Genomic DNA, 13,205 nt, shown 5'->3' on the forward strand with positions numbered 1-13,205 from the left:
CGTTTGCGCCAACAGGCTATTTGTGCGACACTAATTCCTAGAGAGAACGCGTGACACGGGTATCTCGATGGGCGTTAGCAGCGGCATCTTCAATATTATTCAGCGGGGGCAGCTTCATGCTGCCACCAACGCGAATATGCATGCGACCCAGCAGATCGCCAAAAACAAGAGCGAAACCAGCAGCAATCCGCTGACCTGGTCGCTGAAGAAGAATGAAAGCGCCGTCGCCAGCTACTGGCGATTGGCGCCGGAATCTGCGGCCAAGAACGCACCGACGCTCGACACGGTCAAGCGGCTGGAGAAGATGGCCGACGACGACAATGCCGACATCTCAGCCGAAAAGATGCGTCAGGCAAAAGCCAAGCTGGATGGGCTGCGGCGGCAATTGCAGATGCTGGCCGCCAGCGGTGATGTGCGCCAACTGCGCCGCATCGCGGCCGAAGCGGCGAGCCTGGCACGGGAAATTGGCGCCGCCGCACGCAGCATTGCGCAAGGCATTGGCGCCGGTAGTGTTTCGAGTGATGCCAGCAGCGCACAGGCAACGGCCAGTGCCGCCAACGCGGCGGCCCAATCGGCTTCAGGCAGCGCTGCAGCGCCCGATAGTGGCGGGACGGAGACCGACGTCAGCATCAGCGAGCCCACTGGCAGCACCCTGGAGCAATCCTATAAGGCGCTCCATGAACTCAGCAGCGATGCGCGGAGTGCGGTCGTACAAGCCAAGGGGATCATCGCACTCGCGGCGCAACTCGCCCGGTCCAAGCGGCGCGGCAGTGATGACGAGGAAGACCGCTATTTCCGCAAACTGCAGGAAGAGGCGGATGCTGCCCTCAACGACATCGATGCTGGTCAGCGCGAAGCGATCGGCGAACTGCTTCTGCCGCAGGATGGCGAGGTCGGCGGCAGCTTTGACGGCGGGACCTTCACCAGCACGTCGCTGGACATCACGATCGAGACGATCACCGTTTCTGAGACGCGGATCGAAGTTTACGCCTGATAAAGCAACGGGCTCCCGATAATGCGGAAAGATTCCCGGCAATTTGAGCCATATTGCGGCGAATTCGGCGTTTGCACTTTCTTCACCATCGTCGCCTAATCTCGCCCTCATGGAATACTGGCAAGACATTTGGCAGCAGATTCAGGCGTCGGCGATGGAGCCGGCCCGCTATTTCTTCGACCCGAACGAGCGCGTTTTCGTGCTCTATCTCGGCACGGGCCTGCTGTGTGCAGCGATCGTCTATGCGCTTGCCAGGCGGCGCCACGCGGCGGGGATTCCCGGGCGCCTCTTTGCCTATATCTTCCCGCGCCAGATCTATCTGCATCCCTCGGCGGTGGCCGACTACAAATTCTTCCTGATCGATCGCATTCTGTCGTTCCTGGCGATCCCATTCTTCGTCATCCTGCCGATATGGATTGCCGACCCCGTCGGCAGGCTGCTGGAAGCAACCTTCGGGCCGGCCGATGTCGCGATCCTGCCGCGTGGCATGCCGACGACCATACTCATCACGCTGGTCACCGTGCTGCTCGTTGATCTGGTGTTGTGGTGGCTCCACTATCTCCACCACCGCATTCCGGTCCTGTGGGAGTTCCACAAGGTTCATCATTCGGCCGAGGTGATGACGCCGATTACCGCCTACCGCATGCATCCGGTCGAGATCATTCTCAATTTCAACCTGACCAATGTCGCAGGTGGCATCAGTTTTGCCGTCTTTGATTATCTGACCGCCGGCGCCGTCGTGACCTATGAAGTGGTCGGCGTCAACGTCGTCATGTTCCTGTTCTATGTGATCGGCTTCAACCTGCGCCATTCGCATATCCCCATGGCCTATCCGCGCATCATCAGCTATCTCCTGATCAGCCCGTGGATGCACCAAGTGCATCACAGCATGGAAAAGCGCCATCTCGACACGAATATGGGGTTCATCTTCTCGATTTGGGACTGGATGTTTGGAACCCTCTATATCCCGGCACGAGACGAGACATTTGCCATCGGTCTCGATTCCGGCGAAGCGCCGAAATTCCATCATGTCGGCGCGCTCTACCTGCTGCCGTTCCGCAACATCATGGCGCGTTTTGCCGCGCAGTCGGCGGCGAAGTCGACCCACAAATCGACATGATTCCTGTCACATGATTCCGGGGCCAACGTACCTCCTGGCGGGAGTTCTGTTGCTGGGTCTCGCTGCCATGTCCAACCAGGCGCATGCCGCGCCCGAGGTCGACCTCGAGCGCTTGACCAGCCCGGAGGTCCAGGCGCTGCAGACGCAGGGCTGGACCACCATCATCATCCCGACGGGCGGCACCGAGCAGAACGGGCCTCAGCTCATTCTGGGCAAGCACAATGTCATCGTGCATGACACGGCAGACGAGATTGCACGCCGCTTGGGCAAGACGTTGGTGGCGCCGGTGATGGCCTATGTGCCGGAGGGCAACATCGATCCACCGGAAGGACACATGACATCGCCAGGGACCATCAGTCTCCCGGAGCCGGTGTTTGCGGCGGTCCTGGAAGCGAGCGCCCGCAGCTTCATTGCCACCGGCTTCAAGACGGTCCTGTTCATTGGCGATTCCGGTGGCAATCAGGCGGCACAAACGGTGGTCGCTGCGCGGTTGGACGGCGCCTTCAAGGCCTCCGGCATTCGTGTCTTTGCGATCGATGAGTACTACACCACCAACGGCCAGGTCGAATGGCTGAAGGGTGAGGGTGAAAGCGAAACCGATATCGGCGGCCATGCCGGTATCCGCGAGACCTCGGAATTGCTGGCGGTCGACCCTGCCGCCGTCCGCCGGGACCTGCTGGTACCGGGCACCGATTGGCCGGCGCAAGGCGCCAGCGGCCGACCGGAACGCGCCAGCGCTGCACGGGGCCGGAAGCTGCTGGAACTCAAAATCGAGGCAGCTTTGCGCCAGATCCGGCGGCTGACGGAATGATCGTAAGGTTGTATTAACTAATTTCTGGCGTAAAATAGGTAAGTTACGGAAATGGCTCCAGACAGTGCGACCGCTCAGCTTGATGGGGGAGGGCCCGTCTGGGGAAGGGGATGTGCCATGCCGAGAATTTCTCTGTCGACATCATTTGCGGCCCTGGCGCTGATCAGCGCTGGGCTTCTGGCTGGCTGCGGCGGCCGGATGGCCAATCCGACGCCAGAGGTTTCCATCTTCGACCGGTATATGAGCTGCGAAGACATTCGCCAGGAAGTCGCCAGCAATTATGCAGCTCAATCGGCCCTGGTCCGGGAACAGGTCTGGGCTGAGGAAAAGAATGACATGATCATGGGCCTGTCCCTGGCCTTTCCGCCGGGCTGGTTCGCGGTGGACCAGACAGTCGAGGGCGATTATGGCACGTCGCCGCAGCAGATCGAAGGATCGGCCCTTGCGACGCGCGCGCGCCATCTCATCGCTCAGGCACAGGAAGAACAATGTTGGCCGGACCCCAAGGAATGGAGCCCGCTATGACGCCGTTGGGAACGCGCACAGTCACTGTCCTGGGCATGGCTGCCTTGCTGCTCGGCGCTTGCGGTGGCGAAGTGCCGCAACTGGCGCAGGTGATCAGACCCAATGACAGGGATATGAGCTGCATGGATCTGCTGCGGGAAACCAGTGACAACAATCTGGCCTTGGCACGCTTGGTCGATCGCGACGATCAGATTCATCGCCGCAATGTCCATTTTACCGTTGTCGATGGCGTCATGGTGCCGCCCAACATGCTGACCCTGGATTTGCGCGATGAGGCGAACAAGGAAGCCAATGTCGTGCGTCAGCGCAACGTGCGCCTGGTCGAACTTGCCGACAAGCAGGGCTGCTGAACGCGGTCCCGCTAGCTCAACAGGAACTGGCGCAGCTTACCTACAATGTGGTCGGGGATTTCCTCGGGGATGAAATGCCCTGAGTTGACGCGCTCGGCCATCACCTTCTTTGCCCAGCGCTGCCATTGCTTCAGCGGATCGCGTTGGTCATCGACGAAGGTGCCGGAATAGAATGCCAACGTCGGGCATTCGATCATCCGGCCCGCTTTCAAATCAGCAAGGTCGTGGGAAACGTCGACGGTGGCACCGGCACGGTAATCGGCGCAGGTGGCGGCGATGACTTCCGGCCGCCGGAAGCAGCGCTTGTATTCCGCCATGATATCGTCGGGAAAAGCGGCCATGTCCTGGGCCCAATGACGGATGATCCATTCCAGCCAGAAATCGGGGTCGGAACCGATCAAATGTTCCGGCAGGCCGCCCGGCTGAGCCAGGAACCCCCAATGAAAGGTGCCGAGGGCAAATTTCTGGTCGGCCTGCTCCCAATAGGTTGCCGTGGGGATGATATCGAGAGGCACCAGCCGGTGGACCTGATCGGGATAGTCCAGAGCCAGCCGATAGGCGACCCGGGCACCACGGTCATGGCCGATAACAGAAAACTTCTCATAGCCCAGCATTTTCATGATTTCGACCACTTCGGCCGCCATCTGACGCTTGGAATAGTTGCTGGAATCGGCAAGCGGTGCCGGGGCGGCGCTGTCGCCATAGCCCTTGAGGTCGATGCAGACCACGGCCATTGAGCGTGCGAGCTCAGGCGCCAGGTGCCGCCAGATCAGGTGGGACTGCGGATATCCATGCAGCAGCACGACCGGGCTGCCGTCGCCGCCCTTGATGACCTTGAAACTGAGGTCATTCAGTTGGACCTGCCAGCGGCTGAAGCCATCGAACATGCTGCCACTCCTCACTTTCCCAAAGTGCCGGGTATTTGCCTGCGGGCCGGCCCTGCCTATGGAAGATCTGGGCCGCCCACTTTCTTCTGCCGCGGAACGGATTAGACTGTGCGCCGCGATTCCCGGTCAACCCCTCCCAGGACGCTAGTCACAGATTGATTTCTCTGGGAAATTTCAAGGTCCTCCATCCAAATCATGACGATGATCTTCGCTGCTGCCAGCCCTGAACCCAGCCCGCTCCGCCAGCGCCTGCGTGCCCATTACCGTGCCGATGAGACCGGCATCGTCGAAATGCTGCTGGGGCAGGCCGAATTGCCGGCCGAGACCCAGGACCGGATCGCGGCCCGCGCCCGGAAACTGGTGGAGGAAGTGCGACGCAACCGGGTCGGCCAGGGCGGCATTGACGCCTTCATGCATGCTTATGAATTGTCGTCCCGCGAGGGCGTGGTGCTCATGTGCCTTGCCGAGGCCTTGCTGCGCATTCCCGACAATGAGACTGCCAACCAGCTTATTCGCGACAAATTGAAGGACGCCGATTTCGCGGCCCATCTGGGTGAATCGGATTCGATGTTCGTCAATGCCTCGACCTGGGCGCTCATGCTCACCGGCCGCATCATGCAGCTTGACCAGAGCAGCAGCGACCTCCGCGGTGTCTTGAAGCGTCTGGTCACGCGCAGTGGTGAACCGGTGATCCGCCAGGCGGTGACGCAGGCGATGAAGATCCTTGGCAAGCAGTTCGTCATGGGCCGCGACATCGGCGAGGCGCTCGACCGGGCGGAAGCTGCGGAAAAGCGCGGCTATCGCTATTCCTATGACATGCTGGGCGAAGCAGCCCGCACCATGAAGGATGCCGAGCGCTATTTCGCCTCCTACGTCAACGCCATCGCCGCCATCGGCAAGGCGTCGAAGGGCAAAGGTGCGATTGTCGGCCCAGGCATCTCGATCAAGCTCTCGGCGCTCCATCCGCGCTATGAATTTGCGCAGGAAGGCCGCGTCATGCGCGAACTGGTGCCGCAGGTGGTGGCGCTGGCGCAGGCCGCGAAGAAGGCCGGCATCGGGTGCACCATCGATGCCGAGGAAGCGGATCGGCTCGATCTCTCCCTCGACATTATCGAAGCGGTGGCCGGCGACGCCTCGCTCAAGGATTGGGATGGGTTGGGCCTTGCCATCCAGGCCTATCAGAAGCGCTGTCTGCCACTCATCGACTGGCTGGCCGATTGCGCGCGCCGCAATCGCCGCCGCCTGATGGTGCGCCTGGTGAAAGGTGCCTATTGGGACAGTGAGGTGAAGTGGAGCCAGGAGCGCGGCCTGCCGGATTATCCGGTCTTCACGCGCAAGGTCTCGACCGACGTGTCCTATCTTGCCTGCGCAAGGCGCCTGCTCTCGGACGGCCAGGCTTTCTATCCGATGTTCGCCACTCACAACGCGCATACGCTGGCTGCCGTCATCGAGATGGCGGGCGGCGAGGCGGCGGCGCGGGAGAAGTTGGAGTTCCAGCGTCTCCACGGCATGGGCGAACCGCTTTATGACCAGGTGACGCCGGCGGAAGCCATGGGTATTCCCTGCCGCGTCTATGCGCCGGTCGGCAGCCATGAAGATCTGCTGGCCTATCTGGTCCGCCGGTTGCTCGAGAACGGTGCCAACACTTCCTTCGTCAACCGCATTGTCGATGAGAAGGCACCGCTCGATGCCATCGTCGCCGATCCGATCATGCAAGTGCGCAAGCTGAAAACGAAACCGCATCCGGGTATTCCGCAGCCGAGCAACATGTTCGGGCCGGAACGCAGGAATTCGGCCGGTGTCGATCTCACCGATCCCGAGGTAATGCTGGCGCTGGCAGGGGACGTCACCAAGGCAGCCGCCAACCCGGTCAGCGCCGGCCCGATCATCGGTGGCGTCGAGAAGACCGGCAAGACCGAGGATGTCGTCAATCCGGCCGATATCCATCAGGTCATCGGCCGCGTCGTCCAGGCGACCCAGGCCGATGTCGACGATGCCATCTCGCGCGCCACGCGCGCGTTTCCGGATTGGGCCGCCACCGGCGCCATCACCCGTGCAGCCTGCCTCGACCGGGCCGCGGATCTCATGGAAGCGCGGCGCGGTGAAATCTTGGCTCTCTGCATCCGCGAAGCCGGGAAGACGATCGGCGATGCCATCGCTGAGTTGCGCGAGGCAGTGGATTTCTGCCGCTATTACGCCGCCCGGGCGCGTGCCGATTTCGGGGCACCCCTGGTGCTGCCCGGACCGACCGGCGAGCGTAACCAGCTGCTGATGCAGGGGCGCGGCGTCTTTGCCTGCATCTCGCCCTGGAACTTCCCGCTGGCGATCTTCATGGGCCAGGTGAGTGCGGCGTTGGCGGCCGGCAATTGCGTCATCGCCAAGCCTGCCGAGCAGACACCGCTGATCGCGGCATTCGCGGTGAAGCTCTTGCATCTTGCCGGCATTCCCGGCGATGTCCTCCATCTGCTGCCCGGCGATGGACCCAATGTCGGTGCGCCGCTGACGCGCGATCCGCGCATCGCTGGCGTGGCCTTCACCGGCTCCACGGAAACGGCACGTCTTATCAACCGCACGCTGGCGGCCAAGGACGGGCCGATCGTTCCGCTCATTGCCGAGACCGGCGGGCAGAATGCGATGATCGTCGACTCATCGGCGCTTCCTGAACAGGTGGTGCGCGATGTGCTGATCTCATCCTTCCAGAGTGCCGGCCAGCGTTGCTCGGCTTTGCGAGTGCTGTTCGTGCAGCAGGACATCGGCGTAAAGCTTGAGGAAATGCTGTCGGGTGCCATGGCCGAACTGCGCGTCGGCGACCCGGCCTTGCTCGCAACCGATATCGGGCCGGTGATCGATGCTGAGGCGAAATCGGTTTTGGATGCCCATGCCGCGCGCATGGAACGCGAGGGCAAGCTGATCTACCGGGTGGGTCCGGGCCGCGACAGCGGCAAGGGACACTTCTTTGCCCCGGTCGCCTATCGCATCGATGGTCTCCATCGCCTGCAGCGCGAAGTGTTTGGGCCCGTGCTGCATGTGGTGCATTATGCCGCCGACAAACTGGACGACGTGCTGGCCTCGATCAATGCCACCGGCTATGGCCTCACGCTCGGCATCCACAGCCGCATCGACGGCAAGGTCAAATACATCGCCGAGCGGCTGCGGGTCGGCAACACCTATGTCAATCGCAACATGATCGGCGCGGTCGTCGGCGTGCAGCCATTCGGTGGCGAAGGCCTGTCCGGCACCGGTCCCAAGGCCGGCGGCCCGCATTACCTGCACCGCTTCGCGACAGAGCGCACCCTCACCATCGACACGACGGCAGCTGGTGGGAATGCGAGTCTGCTGAGCTTGGAAGAAGAGGGTGGCGTTTAAAGCACCCCTCACCCCGCCCCTCTCCCCGCAAGCGCGGGGCGAGGGAGTTTCGACCGAGCCTCATCCTTAAGCCCCTCGCCCCTTTGGGGAGAGGGGTTGGGGTGAGGGGTTGCCTAGAACACCACCTGCGTCGCGGTCGCCAGTTCCGCCATCGGGATATGGCAGGCAATGCGGTGGCCGGCGGGCGAGACCTGCTCGGGCGGCGGGGTGTCGTCGCAGATCGCTCCCACCTTGCGTGGGCAACGCGTTGCGAAGGGGCAACCCTTGGGCCGGTTCTGCGGGCTGGGGATATTGCCTTCCAGGATGATGCGGCGCTGCTTCACGTCCGGATCGGCAATCGGCACTGCCGACATCAGCGCTTCGGTATAGGGATGGTAGGGTGGTGCGAAGACGTCGGCCACCGACCCGAATTCCATCACCTTGCCGAGATACATGACGGCGACATGGTCAGCCAGGTACCGCACGACCGAGAGGTCGTGGCTGATGAACAGCAGGGTCGAGCCGCGTTTCTTCTGGATATCGACCAGCAGGTTGATGATCGCGGCCTGGACGGAGACGTCGAGGGCGGATACGGGCTCGTCCGCCAGGATCAATTCAGGTTCGCCAGCTAGCGCACGCGCGATGGCGACACGCTGCTTCTGCCCACCCGACAATTGGCGCGATTTGCGATTGGCAAATTCCAGCGGCAGGTTCACGGTCTGCAGCAACCCGTTGACCTGCGTGCGCGCTTCCTTGCTGCTGATCCGCTTCAGCTTGGAAATGGCACGCTCCATCACATAGCCGATGGTATGGCTGGGATTGAGCGTGCTTTCCGGGTTCTGGAACACCATCTGGACTGACCGCTTGGTGTCACCGTCGCGGTTCTCGACCGCGGTATTGCCGATATCCTTGCCGGCCAGGGTCACTTTGCCGCCGGTCGCCAATTCGATGCCGGTAAGAACCTTGGCCAGGGTCGACTTGCCGCAACCCGATTCACCGACGATTGCCAGGGTTTCGGAATGCCGGGCCGCAAGGGTGATGTCATCAACTGCATGCACATCGTAGCCAGTGGCGCCGAACATGCCGATGGACTGATGATACGTTTTCTTCAGTCCGTCCAGCGTCAACACCTCCTGATGGTTGCCGGTATCGGTGTTGGCAGCCATGGCGGCGTTTGCAGTCGGTCGGGCATGCTTCGGCAACTCATTCATCCGCACACATTTCACGCGGTGATGGCCGGACTCGCCGTAGGTGCTGGTCGGGATGGCAGCGGCGGTGCAGCGCGGGCCGTCAGCATCCGGGCAGCGCGGCGCAAAGATGCAGCCAACCGGACGATTGAGGATGGGGGGTACCTGGCCCGGAATGGCGCTGAGCGGCCGGCTGCGTTTGTCGGCATTGAGCGTCGGGATGCAATTCAGCAAGCCGCGCGTGTAGGGATGCCGCGGGTCGCGGAACACTTCGCCGATCGGGCCTTCTTCGACCAACTCACCGGCATACATGACGCCGATACGATCACAGATGCGCACCACCGTACCCAGATTGTGGCTGATGAAGACGATGGAGCTGTTGCGCGTGCGCCGCAGCTGCGCCACCAGATCGAGGACAGCAGCTTCGACCGTGACGTCGAGGCCGGTGGTTGGTTCGTCCATGACCAGCAAGGAAGGTTCCGACATCAACGCCATGGCGATGACCACGCGCTGTTGCTGGCCACCCGAGAGCTGGTGCGGGTAGCGCGTCATGATGCGCTCCGGATCGGGCAAATTGACTTCCGTCAGCATGAGCAGCGCGCGCTTATAAGCCTCAGCCTCGCTGACATTGGAATGGACCAACGGCACTTCCATCAGCTGCTTGCCGACCGGAATGACCGGATTGAGGCTGCTCATCGGATCCTGGTAGACCATCGCCATGCGGCCGCCGCGAATCTTGCGCAGCTCGGCATCCGACAATTTGGTCATATCCTGTCCTTCGAACAGGATCTGCCCGCCGGTGACGCGGCCGGCGCCACCCAGATACTTCATGATGGCGAAAGCGACGGTTGATTTGCCGCAACCGGACTCGCCGACCAGACCCAATGCTTCGCCTTCATAGAGGGTGAGGCTGATATTGGGGACGACCTTCAGTTCACCCGCCCGGACGAAATAGGAAATCGAGACGTTGCGCAGTTCCAGGATCGGCTTCCGGCCAGCCTGGGGCTCCGGTGGGCGTTCGGCAATGGCGGCGCTGGTGCTCATCTTCGGCGATCCCTTCGTCTACCAATTAGTCGCGGATKCTGATCTCACGCACGCCGTCGGCCAGCAGACTGAGGCCAACGACCAGTGACGAAATGGCGGCAGCAGGAAACAGCGACATATGCGGGAAAATTGACATCATGGCATAGGTTTCCTTGACCATGCCGCCCCAATCGGGATCGGGCGGCGGCAGGCCCAGTCCCAGGAAACCAAGCACGCCGATGGCAATGGTGGTGTAACCAAGGCGCAAGCAGGCATCCACGATGAGAGGCCCGCGGGCATTGGGCAGAATCTCCACCAGCATGATGTAGAGTGCCGACTCACCACGCATCTTGGCTGCGGCGACATATTCCCGCTCGCGCAGCTCCAGCGTCATGCCGCGCACGATACGCGTGATTTGCGGCGAGGAAATGAAGATGACGGCGATGATAATATTGATGCCCGACGGGCCCAGCTTCATGATGACGATGATGTAGAGGACGATGGCCGGAAACGACAGCACGATATCCGAGATGCGGTTGATGAGGTCGTCGACCCAGCCACGATAATAACCAGCCATCAGGCCCAGCATGCAGCCGATGATATAGGCGCAAAGCACGGCGATCGGGGCCACCTCGAACACGGTGCGCGAACCCCAGATGATGCGTGACAGGATATCGCGGCCTGAATTGTCGGTGCCGAGCCAGTAAGTGCTGGTCGGTGGCGACATCAGGGCGTCCATATTGTTGGCATTAGGATCAAACGGGGCAACGAGCGGCGCAAAAATCGCCACGAAGACCCAGAAAAACACCAGGAAGGCGCCAATCATGCCGACTGGCGATTCCTTCAGCAGTTTCACCCGATTCCATGTCGAGGCGATAACGCCGTCTTTAGCCATTATTGCCCTGCCTTAGCTGAAGCGAATGCGTGGGTTGAGCATCATATAGCCGAGATCACCGGCAATCTGCGTGCAGACCGAGATCAGCACTGCGAATAGGGCGCCGGCTTCGACCACGGCGACATCCTGGGACAGGGCTGCTTCCAGCAGCATGCGGCCAAAACCGGGATAGGCAAAGACCGCTTCGACCACGACGACGCCGGTGACCAGATAGTTGATCTGTAGCAGGATGACGGTGAAGGGAGCGATCATGGCATTACGCAAAGCATGCTTCATGATGACGGCGCGAAAGCTCAGGCCCTTGAGGACGGCGGTGCGGATATAGGGCCGCGTCATCACCTCGACCATGGACGCGCGCACCATGCGCACGACATAACCCAGATCATAAAGCACCATCACGGCGACAGGCAGGACCAATTGCTGCCAGATGGACCAGCCGGTGCCGGTCTCAAGGGGCGAGGTGCCGGGCAGCCAACCCAGCCAGATGACAAAGATGCTGGCAAGGAACACGCCGGAGGCAAATTCCGGAACCGATGTGGTGACGATACTGGCGACCGAGATACTTCGGTCCAGAAACGACCCCTCGCGCATGCCGGCGGCGATGCCCAGAATGATTGACAGCGGCACGATCACGGCAAAGGCCGTGCCGGCGAGCAGCAAAGTGTTGCCCAGCCGGTCCCAGATGATGGTGTTGACCTCGGTCTTATAGAGGGTCGAATAGCCGAGATCGCCGGACAAGGTGTTGCCCAGCCATTCGCCATAGCGGACGATCACCGGTCGGTTGAGACCCATCTTTTCCGTCAGGATATCGACCTGGTTCTGGGTCGCAAACGGCCCCAGGACCTTCCGTGCCACCTGACCCGGCGTGTACTCGAACGCGGCAAAGACCAGCGCCGAGACCACCAGCATCGTGAAAATGAGCAAAGCTATCCGCTTGGACAAAAATGCCAGCATGTCCCCTCAGCCATCCCTGAGCCCAAAACCCGTTGCCGGGCCCCGATCTTTGCCGGGAGGTAGCTCTTGACGTCAACTAAAGCACAAAAATTTCACCCTGCCAGCCTCTAATATCGAATAGCGGCATAACGGCCCGTGACCGGGTGCAGGGCTGAAATGGTGGGGAATCCTTAAGGTGCAGCCCGCTGCTTTTCAAAAAGGTACTGAGCCACGGCCAAATCCTCATGGCCGCCGCCGCCGGATTTGAACCAGGTGATCTCGTCCGTCGACAATCGTCCCGGCCTTTCGCCGCGGTTGAGCTCAAACATGTCGGTGAAATCCTCGGCGGCGGCCAGTCCCGATGCGATCGGTGCGCAGACATCGCCGACGACACCGATGGTCGTCAGGCGCGCGTCGATATAATGCCGCGCGGCGCGGCGGAACGCGGCATCATCCGCCTCACGCATCTCCGGCAGATAGCCGCCCACGAGATCAAGGTGGCAGCCGGGCTGTAGCCAGTCGCCCTGGATGAGCGGCGCGGTCGCCCTGGTGGCTGTCGAGATGATGTCCGCCTGCTGCGCAGCCTCCGGCAGATCGATCGTGATCTCGACGGGCAGGCCCAGGGCGCGCAAGGGACCGGCATCGAGCGCCTCCGGCCGGCGGTTCCACCATAGAACGCGTTGGATCGGCCGCGTCGCACAGTGTGCGGCAATGAGATGCGGCGCCAAAGCGCCGCCGCCGCAGACCAGAAGGATGCTGGAATCCGGCCGGCTGAGGAGGTCGGCTGCCATCGCTGAATTGGCGGCGGTCTTGACCAGGGTCAGGGCCGCGCCATCCAGCGTCGCGATGGCAGCGCCCGTCTTGCCGTCGAACAGGGCATAAAGACCCTGCACCGCCGGCAACGACTTGGCCGGATTGCCGGGAAACACGCTGACCAGCTTGATGCCGAAATAAGCATCAAAGCTCCAGGCCGGCAGCAACAGCCAGTCATTCTGTGTTGCCCCCTGTTTCTGACCCAGCAGCATGCGGTCGATGACATCGACCCCGCGCCGGTTCATGGTCTTGAGGGCTGCAATCAGCCCCGGATAATCGGCCAGCGCATGGATGCGGTCGGGGCCTAGATGCAGCATAAGTG

11 protein-coding genes are annotated in these 13,205 nt (G+C 61.7%); 6 read left to right on the plus strand and 5 right to left on the minus strand.

The window, feature by feature from the left end:
* Nucleotides 1-67: 67 nt before the first annotated feature.
* The 5 genes from AC1DWZ_RS10360 to AC1DWZ_RS10380 all read left to right on the plus strand — a co-directional run bounded on the left by AC1DWZ_RS10360 (nucleotide 68) and on the right by AC1DWZ_RS10380 (nucleotide 3,800).
* On the plus strand, nucleotides 68-994 hold the full coding sequence (locus AC1DWZ_RS10360; protein ID WP_477168808.1) for a hypothetical protein: 927 nt from the start codon (nucleotides 68-70) through the stop codon (nucleotides 992-994).
* Between the two features lie 109 nt (nucleotides 995-1,103).
* Nucleotides 1,104-2,114, plus strand: coding sequence for a sterol desaturase family protein (locus AC1DWZ_RS10365; RefSeq protein ID WP_477168809.1), 1,011 nt, complete (start codon nucleotides 1,104-1,106; stop codon nucleotides 2,112-2,114).
* A 10-nt stretch (nucleotides 2,115-2,124) separates the two neighbouring features.
* Nucleotides 2,125-2,925 (plus strand): creatininase family protein, encoded by an 801-nt coding sequence (locus AC1DWZ_RS10370; RefSeq protein WP_477168810.1) that lies wholly within the window; start codon nucleotides 2,125-2,127, stop codon nucleotides 2,923-2,925.
* Nucleotides 2,926-3,042: 117 nt separating this feature from the next.
* Complete coding sequence (locus AC1DWZ_RS10375) at nucleotides 3,043-3,450, plus strand: hypothetical protein (protein ID WP_477168811.1); 408 nt, start codon at nucleotides 3,043-3,045, stop codon at nucleotides 3,448-3,450.
* Complete coding sequence (locus AC1DWZ_RS10380) at nucleotides 3,447-3,800, plus strand: hypothetical protein (RefSeq protein WP_477168812.1); 354 nt, start codon at nucleotides 3,447-3,449, stop codon at nucleotides 3,798-3,800. Before AC1DWZ_RS10375 ends, AC1DWZ_RS10380 begins: the two co-directional genes overlap by 4 nt.
* 11 nt (nucleotides 3,801-3,811) lie before the next feature.
* On the opposite strand, the gene AC1DWZ_RS10385 is transcribed toward AC1DWZ_RS10380, so the two are convergent.
* On the minus strand, nucleotides 3,812-4,687 hold the full coding sequence (locus tag AC1DWZ_RS10385; protein WP_477168813.1) for an alpha/beta fold hydrolase: 876 nt from the start codon (nucleotides 4,685-4,687) through the stop codon (nucleotides 3,812-3,814).
* A 195-nt stretch (nucleotides 4,688-4,882) separates the two neighbouring features.
* Here AC1DWZ_RS10385 and putA point away from each other — a divergent pair, with 195 nt between their 5' ends.
* Nucleotides 4,883-8,053: a bifunctional proline dehydrogenase/L-glutamate gamma-semialdehyde dehydrogenase PutA gene (gene putA / locus AC1DWZ_RS10390; RefSeq protein ID WP_477168814.1), complete on the plus strand. Its 3,171-nt coding sequence runs from the start codon at nucleotides 4,883-4,885 to the stop codon at nucleotides 8,051-8,053.
* 113 nt (nucleotides 8,054-8,166) lie between these two features.
* Here the strand turns inward: putA and AC1DWZ_RS10395 are convergent, their stop codons facing one another.
* The 4 genes from AC1DWZ_RS10395 to AC1DWZ_RS10410 all read right to left on the minus strand — a co-directional run bounded on the left by AC1DWZ_RS10395 (nucleotide 8,167) and on the right by AC1DWZ_RS10410 (nucleotide 13,200).
* Complete coding sequence (locus AC1DWZ_RS10395; RefSeq protein ID WP_477168815.1) at nucleotides 8,167-10,263, minus strand: dipeptide ABC transporter ATP-binding protein; 2,097 nt, start codon at nucleotides 10,261-10,263, stop codon at nucleotides 8,167-8,169.
* 25 nt (nucleotides 10,264-10,288) lie between these two features.
* On the minus strand, nucleotides 10,289-11,137 hold the full coding sequence (locus AC1DWZ_RS10400) for an ABC transporter permease (RefSeq protein ID WP_477168816.1): 849 nt from the start codon (nucleotides 11,135-11,137) through the stop codon (nucleotides 10,289-10,291).
* Nucleotides 11,138-11,149: 12 nt separating this feature from the next.
* On the minus strand, nucleotides 11,150-12,091 hold the full coding sequence (locus AC1DWZ_RS10405; protein ID WP_477168817.1) for an ABC transporter permease: 942 nt from the start codon (nucleotides 12,089-12,091) through the stop codon (nucleotides 11,150-11,152).
* 170 nt (nucleotides 12,092-12,261) lie between these two features.
* Nucleotides 12,262-13,200: a bifunctional Delta(1)-pyrroline-2-carboxylate/Delta(1)-piperideine-2-carboxylate reductase gene (locus AC1DWZ_RS10410; RefSeq protein WP_477168818.1), complete on the minus strand. Its 939-nt coding sequence runs from the start codon at nucleotides 13,198-13,200 to the stop codon at nucleotides 12,262-12,264.
* Nucleotides 13,201-13,205: the final 5 nt, after the last annotated feature.

It is taken from the genome of Dongia sp. P2_B8, from assembly GCF_056404715.1.

Excerpts from the sequence above, each read along its gene's own strand:
- AC1DWZ_RS10385 (WP_477168813.1), bottom strand. The coding sequence starts at position 4,687 with ATGTTCGATGGCTTCAGCCGCTGGCAGGTCCAACTGAATGACCTCAGT.
- AC1DWZ_RS10395 (WP_477168815.1), bottom strand. The coding sequence starts at position 10,263 with ATGAGCACCAGCGCCGCCATTGCCGAACGCCCACCGGAGCCCCAGGCT.
- putA (WP_477168814.1), top strand. The coding sequence starts at position 4,883 with ATGACGATGATCTTCGCTGCTGCCAGCCCTGAACCCAGCCCGCTCCGC.
- AC1DWZ_RS10410 (WP_477168818.1), bottom strand. The coding sequence starts at position 13,200 with ATGCTGCATCTAGGCCCCGACCGCATCCATGCGCTGGCCGATTATCCG.
- AC1DWZ_RS10375 (WP_477168811.1), top strand. The coding sequence starts at position 3,043 with ATGCCGAGAATTTCTCTGTCGACATCATTTGCGGCCCTGGCGCTGATC.
- AC1DWZ_RS10370 (WP_477168810.1), top strand. The coding sequence starts at position 2,125 with ATGATTCCGGGGCCAACGTACCTCCTGGCGGGAGTTCTGTTGCTGGGT.
- AC1DWZ_RS10405 (WP_477168817.1), bottom strand. The coding sequence starts at position 12,091 with ATGCTGGCATTTTTGTCCAAGCGGATAGCTTTGCTCATTTTCACGATG.
- AC1DWZ_RS10360 (WP_477168808.1), top strand. The coding sequence starts at position 68 with ATGGGCGTTAGCAGCGGCATCTTCAATATTATTCAGCGGGGGCAGCTT.
- AC1DWZ_RS10380 (WP_477168812.1), top strand. The coding sequence starts at position 3,447 with ATGACGCCGTTGGGAACGCGCACAGTCACTGTCCTGGGCATGGCTGCC.
- AC1DWZ_RS10365 (WP_477168809.1), top strand. The coding sequence starts at position 1,104 with ATGGAATACTGGCAAGACATTTGGCAGCAGATTCAGGCGTCGGCGATG.